The sequence below is a fragment of the Roseicyclus persicicus genome, assembly GCF_012395815.1.
GTDB classification, from domain to species: Bacteria; Pseudomonadota; Alphaproteobacteria; order Rhodobacterales; family Rhodobacteraceae; genus Roseicyclus; species Roseicyclus persicicus.
Genome location: NZ_JAAZQQ010000004.1, coordinates 102,536 through 117,192, shown reverse-complemented (window position 1 = coordinate 117,192; position 14,657 = coordinate 102,536). Strand labels below are relative to the sequence as shown.

Annotated in this window: 12 protein-coding genes; 8 read left to right on the top strand and 4 right to left on the bottom strand. The window is 70.7% G+C overall.

The window, feature by feature from the left end; genetic code table 11:
* Nucleotides 1-2: 2 nt before the first annotated feature.
* The 5 genes from HCU73_RS12720 (at nt 3) to HCU73_RS12700 (ending at nt 6,337) form a co-directional block, all read left to right on the top strand.
* Entirely contained in the window at nt 3-2,345 is a 2,343-nt protein-coding gene (locus HCU73_RS12720; protein WP_168623838.1) for a tetratricopeptide repeat protein, read from the top strand.
* 140 nt (nt 2,346-2,485) lie between these two features.
* The gene (locus tag HCU73_RS12715) at nt 2,486-3,910 is read left to right on the top strand and encodes a mannose-1-phosphate guanylyltransferase/mannose-6-phosphate isomerase (RefSeq protein ID WP_168623837.1); all 1,425 of its coding nucleotides are present in this window, start codon (nt 2,486-2,488) and stop codon (nt 3,908-3,910) included.
* 7 nt (nt 3,911-3,917) lie between these two features.
* A complete protein-coding gene (locus HCU73_RS12710) occupies nt 3,918-4,697 on the top strand; it encodes a class I SAM-dependent methyltransferase (RefSeq protein WP_168623836.1) in 780 nt (259 codons plus the stop codon).
* A 100-nt stretch (nt 4,698-4,797) separates the two neighbouring features.
* On the top strand, nt 4,798-5,691 hold the full coding sequence (locus tag HCU73_RS12705; protein ID WP_338052113.1) for a WcbI family polysaccharide biosynthesis putative acetyltransferase: 894 nt from the start codon (nt 4,798-4,800) through the stop codon (nt 5,689-5,691).
* 19 nt (nt 5,692-5,710) lie between these two features.
* Complete coding sequence (locus HCU73_RS12700; RefSeq protein ID WP_168623834.1) at nt 5,711-6,337, top strand: glycosyltransferase; 627 nt, start codon at nt 5,711-5,713, stop codon at nt 6,335-6,337.
* A gap of 27 nt (nt 6,338-6,364) precedes the next feature.
* Here HCU73_RS12700 and HCU73_RS12695 read toward each other — a convergent pair whose 3' ends face one another.
* The 3 genes from HCU73_RS12695 to HCU73_RS12685 are packed head-to-tail and all read right to left on the bottom strand — an operon-like array spanning nt 6,365 to nt 11,113.
* Nucleotides 6,365-7,204, bottom strand: coding sequence for a hypothetical protein (locus HCU73_RS12695; protein ID WP_168623833.1), 840 nt, complete (start codon nt 7,202-7,204; stop codon nt 6,365-6,367).
* A 2-nt stretch (nt 7,205-7,206) separates the two neighbouring features.
* Nucleotides 7,207-7,920 carry a sulfotransferase family protein gene (locus HCU73_RS12690; RefSeq protein WP_168623832.1) on the bottom strand — a complete coding sequence of 238 codons (714 nt, stop codon included), beginning with the start codon at nt 7,918-7,920 and terminating at the stop codon, nt 7,207-7,209.
* Between the two features lie 13 nt (nt 7,921-7,933).
* A complete protein-coding gene (locus HCU73_RS12685; protein WP_168623831.1) occupies nt 7,934-11,113 on the bottom strand; it encodes a glycosyltransferase in 3,180 nt (1,059 codons plus the stop codon).
* 260 nt (nt 11,114-11,373) lie between these two features.
* Here HCU73_RS12685 and HCU73_RS12680 point away from each other — a divergent pair, with 260 nt between their 5' ends.
* The 3 genes from HCU73_RS12680 to HCU73_RS12670 all read left to right on the top strand — a co-directional run bounded on the left by HCU73_RS12680 (nt 11,374) and on the right by HCU73_RS12670 (nt 13,797).
* On the top strand, nt 11,374-12,531 hold the full coding sequence (locus tag HCU73_RS12680; protein ID WP_168623830.1) for an NADH:flavin oxidoreductase/NADH oxidase: 1,158 nt from the start codon (nt 11,374-11,376) through the stop codon (nt 12,529-12,531).
* 87 nt (nt 12,532-12,618) lie between these two features.
* A complete protein-coding gene (locus HCU73_RS12675; protein WP_168623829.1) occupies nt 12,619-13,146 on the top strand; it encodes a universal stress protein in 528 nt (175 codons plus the stop codon).
* 9 nt (nt 13,147-13,155) lie between these two features.
* On the top strand, nt 13,156-13,797 hold the full coding sequence (locus HCU73_RS12670; RefSeq protein ID WP_168623828.1) for a phosphoribosyltransferase family protein: 642 nt from the start codon (nt 13,156-13,158) through the stop codon (nt 13,795-13,797).
* A gap of 29 nt (nt 13,798-13,826) precedes the next feature.
* Here HCU73_RS12670 and HCU73_RS12665 read toward each other — a convergent pair whose 3' ends face one another.
* A complete protein-coding gene (locus HCU73_RS12665) occupies nt 13,827-14,603 on the bottom strand; it encodes a Crp/Fnr family transcriptional regulator (protein WP_168623827.1) in 777 nt (258 codons plus the stop codon).
* Between the last annotated feature and the right edge of the window lie 54 nt (nt 14,604-14,657).

The window sequence follows — 14,657 nt, the reverse complement described above, 5'->3', positions numbered from 1 at the left end:
GCATGGCGAAGGACAGCGGGGACGAGCCGGATCCGGGGCAGGTGGCGGGCGCGTTGCGCGACCTTGCCGCGTGGCTCGAGGGGGCGGACGGCGACGCGGGCTGGCTGGCGGCGCTGCGCTTCGGCGTGGCGGGAGGCCTGGCGCAGGCGGGCGAGGGCGCGCTGGCCGAGGGGGCCTATCGCCGGCTGTTGCAGGACAACCCCTCGCATCTCTGGGCCTGGGTCGCACTGATCGACCTCGCCATGGCGCGGGGCGACGCGCCCGCCGCCGCCGCCGCCGGGCGGGACGGGCTGGAACGGTTGCCCGTGGTCGCGCTCCTGCGGCGCAAGACGGCCGAGGCGGTCGAGGCGGCCGAGGGGCCGGGGCCGGCGGTGGCCGTGCTGACGGCGGCGGGCGAGGACGCGCTGGCCCCCGACGACGTGCCCTACGCCATCGGCCTGCACCGGGCGGCGCGCAGCGTGACCGCGGCCAGCGCGCTGTGCGACCGGCTGCTGGCGGAGCGCCCCGCCGACCCGCTGGCCCATCTCGCCCGCATCGAGGCCGCGCTGGAGCGGGGCGACGCCGCCGCCGCGCGGGCCGCGGCCGAGGCCGCCCTGCCGCATCAACCCGACCATCCCGAGATCCTGCTGCGCGCGGCGCAGGCCCACCGGCAGGCCGGCGACCGGGCGGGGGCGGCACAGATCGCCCGCCGCGCGCCGCCCGACACGCCCTTCGAGGCCGAGCTTCAGGCCCTGCGCGCCGGGGACGGCCCCGATGCGGCGCCCGCCGAGGCCCCGCCCGATCCGGGCACGCTCCTGCCCGATCTCGACGCGGCCCTTGCCGAGGAGGGCCCGGACCGGGCCGAAGCGCTCCTCCGGCGCGTGCTCGCCTGGCCCGACCTGCCCTGGTATCTCGCCTTTCGCCTGGTCGAGCGGGCCTGGGCGCAGGGCGCGGCCGCGCTGGCCGACCGCCTGAGCGCGGCCTTCGACGGGGCCGCCTGGGGTGCCGCCGACCGGCAGGCCTTCGCCATCGAGGACGCCCTGCTGCGGCAGGGGCCGCTGGCGGCGCTCGACTGGGTTCGGGCCAACCCCGCCCCGCGTCGGGACACGGAGGCGGCGGAGCGGCTGGGCCGGGTGTTGCTGGGCGCGGGCACCGGGGCGCTGGCGGCGCGTTACCTGCGCGCCTGCTGCCGGCGCTGGCCGGGCGACGCGGCGCTGTTCCGGCTGGCCACCGAGGCCCTGATCGTCAGCGGCCGGGCGGCCGAGGTGCCGGCGCTCGTCGCCGGTGCGGCTGCTGCGGTGCCGGCCGAGCACCGTCTTGCCGGCGCGGTGTCGGCGGCGCTTGCGGCCGGCGACATCGCGGAAGCACGCGCGCTCTGCGACCGGGCCGAGGCCGAGGCCATGGGCGCGCTGCCGGCGGTCGAGATGATCGAGGTCCAGCTGCTCGCCGGGGACCGCGCGGCCGCCGAGGCCAGCTTTGCCCGGCTGTCGCCCGAGGACGGGCCGCTGGTCGAGGCGCTGATCTGTCGTCCGCGGGCGACCCGGGTCGGGACGCTCCTGAACGAGGCCCGCATCGTCGACGCCGGCGGACCCGACTGGACCCGGGCCGACCCCGCCGACCTGCGGCGGCTGGCGCGGGAGTTCTTCCTGCCGGCCCGCGCCCTTCTGGACCGGCACGGCGCAGGGGGGGCGCTGCCGGCCGCCGCATCAGACCCGGTGCCCGAGATCATCCACCTGGTCTGGCCGGGCGCGGCGCCCCGCCCCGACGAGGCCGCGCGCCTGGTGGCGGCCTGGCGCGGCGCATCCCGCCGCGAGCTGCGCGCCCACGACCCCGGACAGGCCGCGGCCTGGCTGAGGGACAGCCAGCCCCCCGAGGTCGCGCGCGCCCACGCCCTGGCCCCCGACGCCGAGCAGAAGGCCGACATCCTGCGGCTGGCGTTGCTGCTGGCCGAAGGCGGGGCGGCGGTGTCGGGCGACCTCTGGCCGGCCGGCCCGGTCGACCCGCTGCTGGACGCGGGGCCGGGCGCGCGGCTCTACCGCGATGGCGGCGGCGCCATCTCGACCGAGCTGATCCTCGCCCCGCCGGCGCACCCGGTGATCCGCCTGGCCCTGGACATGGCGGTCGCCTCCTGCCTCGCGCGGGAGAACGACCACCGCTGGTTCAAGACCGGCCCCGGCCTCCTCACGCGGGCGCTCGCCGCCAGCCTCGACGCGGGCCCGGACCTGCAGGTCGGCACGCTGGACGAGGTCCGGCGGGTGATCCACCCCTGCCGCATCTCGACCGGACGGGCCGCCCTGCCAGCGCGCGACCGGTCCGGCAGCGCCTATGTCTCGGCCCTCGGCCGGCTCTTTGCCGAGGCGCCCTGAGCGGCTGTCGGCCTGCCGAGCGCCGGCTTTCCGGGCAACGGTGGATCCGGCCCGCATCCGCCCGCGGCGAAGGGTTTACATGGCGCGCCCGCTCGGGTCTTGTCCGGGTGCAAACTGTGTCAGGGACGGGCCCGCGGACGATGGCCAAGAGTACCAGGATCACCCCCATCCTCCTGTGCGGCGGGTCGGGCACGCGGCTGTGGCCGTTGTCGCGGCGGAGCTATCCCAAGCAATTCTCGGCGCTGATCGGGGACGAGAGCCTGTTCCAGGCCTCGGTCCGGCGGCTGACCGGCAAGGGCTTCGCGCGGCCCGTTGTGGTCACGGGCGCGGATTTCCGCTTCATCGTCACCCAGCAGATGGCCGAGATCGGCGCCGACCCGGCCGCCGTGCTGCTGGAACCCGCCCCCCGCAACACCGCGCCGGCGGTGCTGGCCGCCGTCCTGCACATCGCCGCGACGGACCCCGGCGCGACCGTCCTGATCGCGCCGTCGGATCACGTCGTGCGCGACGTGCCCGCCTTCCACGCCGCCATCGCCACGGCCGCCGCGGCCGCCGCCGAGGGGCGCATCGTCACCTTCGGCATCCGCCCCGACCGGCCCGAGACGGGCTACGGCTACCTCGAGCTCGACGCCGACGGTGACGGCGCGATCCCGCTCCGCCGCTTCGTGGAAAAGCCCGACCGCGCCACGGCCGAGGCGATGCTGGCCGACGGGCGCTACCTGTGGAACGCGGGCCTCTTCCTCGCCCGCGCCGACACGCTGATCGCGGCCTTCGAGGCCCATGCGCCCGGCCTCGTCGACCCGGTGCGGCGGTCGGTGGCGGGCGCGCGCGCCGATCTCGGCTTCCTGCGGCTCGACGAAGGCGCCTGGGCCGAGGCCGAGGACATCTCGATCGACTACGCGGTGATGGAGCGCGCGCCGTCGCTCAGCGTCGTGCCTTTCGACGGCGGCTGGTCCGACCTCGGCGGCTGGGAGACGGTCTGGCGCGAGATGCCGCGGGACGGGGCGGGGGTGGCGGCCTCCGGCCCGGTGCAGGCGCTGGAGTGCCGCGACACGCTGCTCAGGTCCGAGGCCGAGGGGCAGGTGCTGATCGGACTGGGGCTCGAGAACATGATCGCGGTGGCGATGCCCGACGCGGTGCTGGTGGCGCCGATGGACCGCGCGCAGGACCTGCGGCTGGCGGTGTCGGCGCTGAAGGCCGAGGGGGCGAAGCAGGCGACCGAGTTCCCCAAGGACCACCGGCCCTGGGGCTGGTTCGAGAGCCTGGCGCTGGGGTCGCGGTTCCAGGTGAAGCGGATCCACGTGAACCCCGGCGCGGCGCTGAGCCTGCAGAGCCACCACCACCGGGCGGAGCACTGGATCGTGGTGCAGGGGACGGCGAAGGTGACGGTGGACGGCGAGGTGCGTCTGGTCTCGGAGAACCAGTCGGTCTACATCCCGCTGGGCGCCGTGCACCGGATGGAGAACCCCGGCAAGGTCCCGATGGTGCTGATCGAGGTGCAGACGGGGACGTATCTGGGCGAGGACGATATCGTCCGGTACGAGGATGGGTATGGGCGGGGGTGAGAGGGTCATGATCGACGCGCGACTGGACTCTGTAAACGCATATCTCTCGACGGGTATCGCCAGCGTGAACGGCTGGTGCATTCCACAACTCTGGCAAACGCTCTGGCCGCTCTACCTTGAGATCGGGGATGGCCCGGTCGCGGAAATCGGCGTGTTCGAGGGCAAGTTCTTCATCGGCCTTTGCAAGACCTTCGGTACCTCGCCTGCCAACCGAGCGGCTGCGATCGACGTTTTCGACATGCAGCAGTTCAACCTTGATGGCGCGGGGGTGGGCAAGATGGACGTGGTCAGGCGCAACCTTGCCAGCCACGGCATCGCCGAGGGCGCCGTGGAGTTCGTGCAGGCGGATTCGCTCGCCTTGACACAGCGGGATGCGGACGCCCTCGTCCAGGACTTGGGCGCGTTCAACTTCTTCAGCGTCGATGGTTGCCACGAGGTCGTGCACACCGTGAACGATATCGAGTTCGCTATGTCGGTCACGGCCAACCATGGGATCATCGCAGTCGACGACTACACCAATCCCAATTGGCCAGGTGTGCAGGAGGCGATCGCGCGCATGTACCTGATGCGCGATTTCGCCTTCGTGCCGCTGGTTGTCACCTGCAACAAGCTGCTGCTTGCATCCTATTCCTACCACGCGAGATACCTGAAGGCGGTCGAGGTTTATTTGAAGGCCGCCCACCCCGATACGCGAATGAAGCGGGTGCGGCGGTTCGGATACGAGACGCTGACGGTGCAGCCAAATTTGCAGCGATGGGTTGACCTAGTGGCCGGGAATCCTCGCTGATCGGGTCTTCATTGTTGCTGCCAAGACAGACCGACGATCTCTCGAGAAAAAAGCGAAAGGCGTTGCAGCAAAAAAAGAACCTCGAATTGAGACATGCATCATGCCAGCAATGAAACTCTTGGTGACGGGAAACTGCCAGGCCCGACCCCTGATGAACTTGATGTGTGGGACGGGGTTGTTCGAGCCGCTTGATCCGATCATCCTGCACTTGGCCGATCCGGGCCATTCAAAAAAATACGAAGAAAGTCTTCAAGAGGCAGACCTGATTGTTGCCCAAAAGACCGACCCGAAATTCCGGGTCAAAGTCTTGTCCTCCGAGAATATCAATGAACTCTATAGTGGCAAGACCGTCATCTGGCCGAATATCTTCTTCTCCGGTCAGCAGCCTTTCCTCCGCTATTTCACCCATCGGGTTCAGGGCCGGCTTCTTGGTCCTTTCGATGCCTCGCACGATCTGCGGATTTTCGGTGACTGGCTGTCGGCCCGGAAGGGAATGGCCGGCCTAATCCCCAGAGATTCCGGGGACTATATCGCAGCTGTCCGCCGGTTGTCTCTGGACAGCCTGAGACGTCGGGAAGAAGGTTGCGGGGTCATTGTCTCCGATTTGATCGAAGCCAACCCCTCGGTGCCGCTTTTCTTCACCTTCAATCATCCCTCGAGGTTCCTGCTCGCGAAGGCGGCCGAGAGGCTCCTGGCCCGTCTGTCGATCGAGGGAGCCGTAGTCACTGAGGGAGATGGCGAGCCGCTGGCCGCTTATCGCGTGCCGTCGACCTGGATGACGGATGACCTCGGCGACCGATACCGCGGCCGGGCGGTCGTCTTGAAACCTGGCGGCGGTGTCGACCTCGGCGCGTTCAGGGAGTTCGACGCCGATGAGTTGCGCGCCGAATTCTTTCGCTGCTATGACCATCAGGCGGCCGTGCTGGATCCGTCGGATATCCGGGTCACCCCAAGTTACCCCGGGTTCGACCTCGACGGCCCGATGTCCCGTTAGAACGGACCGGAGGTTTTCCGTGCTCACCCGGATGATCGGATACTGGGATACCCGTCCGTGGCCTGACGACATCCGGGAAGTGAATGAGACTTGGCACGTTCACGGTCCTGAGGACATCACGGTCTATGACAGGGCCGAGGCCATTGACTTCATCAGCAAGGTCTACGGCCAACGTGAAGTCGATGCCTTTGCGGCCTGCAATGTGCCAGCCATGCAATCCGACCTGTTCCGCCTGCTGGAGATCGTCGCGCTCGGCGGCTTTTATGCGGACATGAGCATCGGGCTATTGCGGCGACCCGACGAGTTCCTGAGTCCCGGCGCCGACCTCGTGCTTTACCGTCGATGGCATGGGCGCATCGTCAACAACCTGTTCTCTGCCGAAGCCGGCAACGCCGTCTTGGCCGAGATCCTGGCGCGAGTGCTGCGGAACATCGAGGCCCGGATCGCGAATGACGTCTGGCATGTCACTGGGCCTAAGGTCTGGAACGAGGTCACCGATACCGGCCGCCTGACCGAGGGGATCAGGGTGGTCGAACATGCCGCCATCGCCGGCAAGACTGTCGTGTTCAACCAGGACCTGTTCCACAAGAAGGACGGCCGTCACTGGTCCGACGTCCAGCGGAGCCAGTCGATCTATCGCAACTGACGCGCGCCGTCGCAACGGGCGGGGCCGTCACGGCGCATCGGGTTTCAGCTGCAGCAGGAAGCGCCGCAAGGCCGGGCGTTCCTCAGGGTGCATGTCGGGCATGATCAGCTTGGCCATGTCGATCTGGCGTTGGTTGAGGCCGGAATTCGCGGCCCGGGCCGCTGTCAGGCGCGAGGTGTCGTCCACCGCGAGCTTCGCCCACTCTGCGAAGTTCATGAGGTACTGCATTTGCCCCTCACGGATGGTCTCGAAACGGACGCGATCGAACCTGGTACCAAACCTCTGTTGCCAGGGTGCCGCGACGCCGTCCCAGTCGAGATTGCCTTGCCGGACGGCCACGTCGAATTCGCCGAACGGCGTCGGCTCACGCAGCTTCGAGATCCAGTCGCCGTAGGCAGACCGAATCAGGCTTTCAACGTCCCTCGTGTACAGCCTGACCCTGACCGAGTGCTGGGCCAGCGCGTCGGCGAAAGCGGCCGAAATCGCATCGCTGGCGGGATAAAGCCCCCCCTGGATCTGGACAAGCTGCCCGGTGGGATGACCCGGCGTGTTGCCGAGGAGGTTCTCGTCGGACCAGACGACATGCCGTCCAGGCAGCCCTTCCACGAACCCTTGAACGAGCCGGGCCATCTCCGAGACCAGCGCGGGATCGACCGGGTTTCCTCGATCGAGCGCCACCAGCATCCGGTTGCGCAGATGTGTGTAGGTCGTCCGGAAGGTGCCGTAGTCATGCACGGGGTTGTGGATCGACAGCAGAACCGGATCCTCGGCAAGACGGGACCGGATGCCGGTCTCGCGCAAAAGGATGATCTGAATGGCGGTCGTCGCTGTCTTGTGGGCGCCTATGTGAAGGAATATGTCCTTCATAATTAATGATTTGCCAACCTCGCCTTCGTACGGCTCCGCACGAGGGACATGTCAAGACAATTGGCGTCCCGCAACAGTTCCGCGAACTCGGGACTGATGATCTCGGACCCGAGGCCGCGCGACTGGTTCGCCCGGACGTCAGTTGCGCCGAAGCCGCGCGACTCCCCGGAATACAACCTTGCCAGGTCGGCCATCGCTGCCCCGAGATCGCTCACCAGCCCCACGACGCTAAGCTGGCGGATCGCCGCCTGAGCCCGTTCCAGTTCCGTCCCCGCGCCCGGCACCATGCTGGCCAGCCGGTGGGTCTGGAAGTTGCGGCATTGCCGGTCCCCCGGCCTGTCCAGCCGCGCGCGCACGTAGCCCTCGAAGTCCAGCTCCTTGGCGAGACGGGCGCCCCAGGTGTCCGCGGCCTGGGTGCGCTCGAAGCGGTAGGCCGACCGGATGCGCTCAATCGGGTCGCGCAGCAGCAGGAAGGAGATCACCCGCACCCCCTCCACCCGGGGCAGCGGCCCGACCATCGTGTGCGAGGAATAGGCAACGGCCTCAGGGGTCTCGCGGATCCAGTCCTCCACCAGCGCGGTGTTGTTGCCGCCCCGCACGGGAAACTCGCGCGTGACCCAGCGGTCGCCGAAGTTCCGCTTCAGGATCGCATCGACCGACGTGCCCGCGTTCTTGAACAGGTGGTAGTGCAGGATGATGGTGCGTTCGTCCGCCAAGCTTCTCCGGCCCTTACATCGCTCCGAACAGGTCCACGGCCTCGAAGGCGGCCTTTATCTTGAGGCGTCCGGCCTCGAAGGAGAAGCGGTCCGCCGCGTAGGCCCGGGCGGCCTTCGACATCGCCGTCCAGAGCTTGTCATCCTCAGATAGGCGGAGGATCGCATCCGCCCAGTCCTGCGGGGTTTCCACGATGATGCTGTCATGGCCGCTGCGCAGGCCGATCCCCTCCGCCGCGACCGGGGTCAGGATGGTGGGGATCCCGTGCGCCAGCGCGCTCAGCACCTTGCCCTTGATGCCGGCCCCCGACAGCAGCGGCGCGATGAAGATGCGGTGGCGGTCGTAGGCGTCCGACACCTCCTCGATGAAGCCGGCGGGGTCGACCATGTCCGAGGCCAGCGCCTTAATGTCGGCGCCCATGCCCGAGCCGTAGATGGACAGGTGGGCGTCGGTGCCCTCCAGCATCGGCATCACCTCGGTGCAGAACCAGATGACCCCCTCGGCGTTCGGCGGGTGGCCGTAGTTGCCGAGGAAGGACATCCCCTTGCGCCCCTTGAGCGCGGGCACCTTCTCGGGGATCTCGACCACCCAGGGGCAGGTCATCACCCGCGCCTGCCCGTCGGTGTGCGACAGGATCACCGAATGCTCGACCTCGTTGTAGCTGAGCACGAGGTCGGCGGCGCGCATCATCTCCAGTTCTTTCTCACGCACCTGCCGCACGGCGGCGATCCTGGCCGGGTCCTTACTGCCGAGCGCGCTGCGCAGCTCGCGCAGGAAATGCAGGTCGGCGTTGTTGAGGATGATCTTCGCCTCGGGCGCCCAGCGGCGGATGTGCGGGATCGTCTCCTGCGCGACGTAGTAGCGGGTGATGTAGACCGCGTCGAACTCGGCCGCGCGCTTTTCGAGGAACTCGGCGACCGACAGGTAGAAGGGCGCGCGGATCACCTCGACGCCGGAGCGTTCGAGCTCCTCGGTGTAGCTGCCGAGGTGCGCCAGGTTCTGCGGCAGGAAGGTCACCTTGTAGCCCAGCGACTGCACCAGCTCGATCTCGCGGCGCGCGGCGTAGGAGCCGGCGTCGCGGTCCTCGCGCGGGATGCCGTAGTCGATGAACAGCACCCGCCCGACGATGCCGCGGTCCTTTTCCAGGTCGGGCTGCTGGCCTTCCTTGCCGAAGCCCGCATAGGCCCGCGCCCAGCGGCGCTTGAACTTGGGCCGGTTCACCTCCTGGTAGCGCTTGAAGCCGCTGGAGGTGTCGGTGCCGCTGGTCATCCCCTCGAAGTGGTAGACCACCGAGGACGGCACGAACCAGGTCGTGAAGCCCGCCTCGCGGACCTTGAAGGCAAGGTCGGTGTCCTCGAAATACATCGGTTCGAGGTAGTCCGACAGGCCGCCGACATGGTCCCAGATCGCGCGGGTGGTCATCAGGGCGGCGCCCGACAGGTAGTCGGCCTGCCGGGCATAGCAGAAGCGCGGATCCCAGGGGTTGGCGCGGTGGCCGTAGTTCCACGGGTTGCCGCTGCCCCAGACGATGCCGCCCGCGTCCTGCAGGGAGCCGTCGGGGTAGAGCAGCTTGGAGCCCACGAGGCCCACGTTCTCGAACCGCTCGAAGGCGTCGATCAGGGCGTCGAGCCAGCCCACGGTCGGCTCGGTGTCGTTGTTCAGGAGCACCACGTATTCGCCCCGCGACGCGGCCACGCCGGCATTGCAGGCGCGGATGAAGCGCTGCGCCTCGGTGTTGCGCACCACGCGGATGCCCGAGACAATGGTCTCCAGCTCGGCGGTCTCGTCGGTCGAGGCGTCGTCGACGACGATCACCTCGAAGCTGGCCCGGTTGTGCGCGACCAGCAGCGCGCAGAGCCCGTAGTAGGTGACCTCCACCTTGTTGTGGGCGGGGATCACCACGCTGACCTTGGGGTCCTCGACCTCGGGGAAGGCGATGGGTTTCAGCTTGAGGGTGTCGAAGGTCCGGTCGAGGGTCTGGATGGCGGTCGAGAGCGACGCCGGGTCGAGCCCCGGGACCGGGTGGTCGAGGTGCGCGCGCAGGCCCCGGTAGCGGTGGTTGGCGCGCACCGTCAGGTCGGTCGGGAAGGGGGCGCGGGATTCGCGCGACAGCACCTCGGCGGGCGTCAACATACGGGGCGCGAGGACCGGCAGGGTCAGGAACACCTGGCTGCCCGACAGGTCGCGGACCGAGACGGTCACGATCTCGCCGCGCATCAGCGCCGTGGGCAGCCGCACGAAGGTGTCGTCGGTGCGGATCTCGATCCGGTCGACCGGGGCGCCGTCGACATGCAGCAGCGCCGTCATCGGCGCGCGGGCCTTCAGAACGAGGGAATGGCCGTAGTCGTCGACGAGGGTCAGCTCGTTCTGCTCCGGCCCGAAGATGTCCAGCTGCTCGTCGCCGAGGCTGAGCGCCAGAGGCGCGTCGTTCGGGGACAGGAACGGCGTAACCGGGGCCCGGAACCAGGCGCCGCCGGCACCGTCACCGACGGACCGGTGCCGCGGCCGCATCCGCCCCCGGCCGATGTTGCCGGCGATGACCTCGGCGTTGGCGATGAAGACATAGGGATCGTCCTGGCTGCCGTCGGACCGGTAGCCGAGGTGCCGGACCGCCATCGTCACGGTGACCTCGGTGTCGCGGAACGGCGAGGCCAGCGACACCTGCTGGTAGCCCGCCGGCGACTGGCCGCCGCCGAAGGCCGGGTCGAAGCGGACCTCCACGGTCTCGGCCTTGCCGCCCGGGCCGGGGTCGAAGCGCACGACCAGCGCCACGTCGCAGCGGTGCGCGGCGACCAGCGCCTCGAACCGGCCGGGGCCGACGCCGGCGGGGATCACGATCGGCACGTCGATCCCGATCAGGTGCGGCTCGTCCACGCCGTCGACGCGCATCTGCAGCGTGCGGCCGTTGTCCACCGCCCAGTCGGGCAGGGCGTTCACATAGGCTTCCGAGCCGAAGGCCACCGGCGTTCCGTCGAACAGCTGTTCGTCCAGCGGCGCGCCGTCCTCGGGGTAGACGAAGGCCTTGCGGAACGGCAGGTCGGCGGGCCAGGCCACGTCGTCGTCCATCACCTCGAGCGGCACGGGCCGCCCCCCGCACACCACGCCGAGCCCGTCGGCGAGGGCCGTCGGCGCGGCATGGATGAACAGGTCGCCCTGCGAGAGAATTGCGCTTTCTACGAGGTCGGTGAGGGTCATGAAATCGTCTTTTCGGTTCTGAATGCCGCGTCGTTGGACCGGACCGAGGCCCCTGTGTCAAGCCCCGGCGCCGCCCGGCTGCGGTCGCCCGGCGGCGATCGGCGCGCTGCCTGTCGGCAAACGGGAAACGCGCTGGACTGCCCATGTTTTGGGCAGCCCCAAGCCGGCCGGCCAGCATCGCGCTTCGCCCTGGCCCGGGCCGGCGATTGCGCCCGCGCGCCGGGGGCCCTAGCACGGGTCCGTCGATACCGGAGGACCCCATGACCGACTTGCCGCACCTGTTCCGACCGCTTGCCCTGCGAGGGATCGAGACCCGCAACCGCGTCGTGATCTCGCCGATGTGCCAGTATTCCGCCCATGAGGGGCACCTCGAGGACTGGCACCTGGTGCACCTCGGCCGCTTCGCCATCGGCGGCGCCGGGATCGTGTTCACCGAGGCGACGGCGGTGCAGAAGGGCGGCCGCATCACCCATGGCTGCCCCGGCCTCTGGACCGACAGCCAGATCCCCGGCCACGCCCGCGTCGCGCAGTTCGCGCTGCGCCACGGCGCGATCCCGGCGCTGCAGCTGGGACACGCCGGGCGCAAGGCGGGGATGCAGCGGCCCTGGTTCGGAAACGGCCCCCTCGGGCCCGACGACCTCGCGCGCGGGGACATGCCCTGGACGCCGGTCGGCCCCTCGGCCCTGCCGGTCGCCGAGGGCTGGCCGGTGCCCCATGCCCTGACCCCGGCCGAGATCGTCACGCTGGTCGACGACTACGCCGCCGCCGCCCGCCGCGCGCGGGAGGCCGGCTACCGCATCGTCGAGATCCACGGCGCCCACGGCTACCTGGTGCACAGCTTCCTGTCGCCCTTGTCCAACACCCGCGGCGACGCCTATGGCGGCGACCTCAGGGGCCGGATGCGGCTGGCGCTCGAGATCGCCGAGGCGGTGCGCGCGGCCTGGCCCGAGGACCTGCCGCTGTTCTTCCGCACCTCGGCGGTCGACGGGCCGCCCGAGGGCTGGTCGCTCGACGACACCGTGGTTCTGGCCCGCGAGCTGAAGGCGCGGGGCGTCGACGTGGTCGACTGCTCGTCGGGCGGGATCGCCGGGGCCGCGACCGCCAGCGCCGGGCAGAAGCGCAAGCCGGGCTTCCAGGTGCCCTATGCCGAGCGGGTGCGCCGCGAGGTGGGGCTGCCGACCATGGCGGTGGGCCTGATCACCCACCCGGTGCAGGCCGAGGCGATCCTGGCCGGGGGCCGCGCCGACCTGATCGCCATCGCGCGCGAGGCGCTGGCCGACCCGATGTGGGCGCTGCACGCCGCCCGCGTGCTGGGGCACGACACCGGCTATGCCGACTGGCCGCAGCAGTCGGGCTGGTGGCTCGCCCTGCGCGACAGGACGTCCGAGTTCTACGACCCCGCCGCGCCCGCCGACTGACGGCGATTGACGCCCGACAATGCGCCCGCCCCGGCCCCGGCCGAGGATCCCGCCAACACGGCCGGTAGCACGGGAGGCGCAAGGGCGATGACGGACCGGATCCTGGTGGCGACCGACGGGTCGGAGGCGGCGGCGCGGGCGGTGGCCTGCGCGGCCGACCTGTCCGGCCGGCTCGGCCGCGGGCTGAGCATCGTGCATGTGCAGCTGCATGGCCGCCCCCTGGCCGAGCTGGCCCGGCTGGCCGATGTCGAGCACCTGCTCGACCAGATGGCCGCGCGGGAGCGGTTTCGCCCCCGCCCGGCGGGGCCGGGGCCCGACCCGGTCGAGGACGACGAGGCGGACGAGATCGCGCGCACCACCGTGGTCGCGGTGATCGGGGAGCAGATCCTTGCCCGGGCGCGCAGCGACGCCGAGGACGCCGGGGCGATCGACATCCGCACCGAGGCCTGCGCCGGCGACACCGCCGACGAGATCCTCGACATGGCCGAGGCCGAGGGCGCGGGCATGATCGTGCTGGGCCGGCGCGGGCTGGGGCGGCTGCGCGAGCTGGTGCTGGGCAGCGTCACGCAGAAGGTGCTCCACGCGACCGACGCCACGGTCGTGGTGGTGAGCTGAGGGCCCGCCGTGACCGATGACCGCTTTGCCGACCGCGCCGAGGCCGGCCGCCGCCTGCTGGCGCGGCTGCCGTCGCTGGACCCCGGCGCGACCGTGGTGATCGCGCTGCCCCGCGGTGGCGTGCCGGTGGCCCAACCCATCGCGGCGGCTCTGGGCGTGCCGCTCGACGTGGTCCAGGTGCGCAAGGTCGGCCTGCCCGGCCACCGCGAGCTGGCCGTCGCCGCCGTCACCGACGGGGCCGCGCCGGCGCTGGCCATCAACACCGGGATCGCGCGCCGGGCCGGGCTGTCCGAGGCCGACATCCGCGCGCTCGCCGAGCCCGAACTGGCCGAGATCGACCGGCGGCGCCGGCTCTGGCACGGCGCGCGGCCGCCGGTGCCGCTGCGGGGCAAGACCGTGGTGGTGGTGGACGACGGCATCGCCACCGGGGCCACGATGCGCGCGGCGCTCGACCGGCTCCGGGCCGAGGGGGCGGCGCGGCTGATCCTCGCCGTGCCGGTCGCGGCGGCCGACACGCTGGCCGATCTCGCGCCGCGGGTGGATGCGGTGGTCTGCCTTGCGACGCCCGAGCCGTTCCACGCCGTGGGCGCCCATTACGCGGATTTCCGGCAGGTCACGGACGCCGAGGTCGCCGCCGCGCTGTCGGTCTGAGCCGCCGCGCCGGGCCGCCTTCGCGCGCCTCAGCGCCCGGCGCCGCCCGCCGCCTGCGCCAGCGTCTCGACGGTCAGCCCGTCGCCGAGCTCGGGCTCCCCGGCCTCCTCGGCCAGGTCCTCGATGCTGCGGATCGCGACCAGGTCGGGGCGCAGGATCTCGAGGATGCCGTCGTCGGCCAGCGCATGGAAGGCACGGCTGACCGATTCGGGCCGGGCGCCCAGCAGGTGCGCGAGGTCGGGCCGCCCGATCGGGATGCGGATGGTCAGCCGCCCGTCGGCATCGCCGAACAGGTGCCCGACGTTCCGGTAGCGCGTGCACAGCATCAGCAGGAACCCCGCCAGCCGCCCCCGCACCTTGGGCGTGGCCAGCACGACCATCCAGTCGCGGGCGCGGTCCAGCTCGGTCAGGAAATGCAGCAGGACCAGCCGGTCCAGTTCCGGGAACCGCGCCAGCAGCGCCTCGAAGCGGGCGCGCTGGAACACGCAGACCTCGCTGTCGGCGGCGGCCTCGATGGCGAAGGGCGACGGCCCGTCGTAGACCCGGCCGAACATGTCGCCGGCCACCAGCAGGCCCACGACATGCTGGCGCCCGTCGGGCAGGGTTTTCTGCATCCGCAGGATGCCGTCGATCACGTAGCCGACCATCTCGTTGGTGTCGCCCACCTCGGTCACCAGCTGCCCCTGGGCGAACCGCCTGATCCGGCAGATGGTCTTCAGCTCGGCCCGGATCTCGTCGGGCAGGTCCGCGATCTCGGGAATCGTGGCCAGCGCATCCGCCGCGCCGTGTCCGCTGTCGTTCCGCATCGCGGTTCTCCCTGCCTGTCGGTCCGGCGCCGCGCGACCCCCGCGGCACGCCCG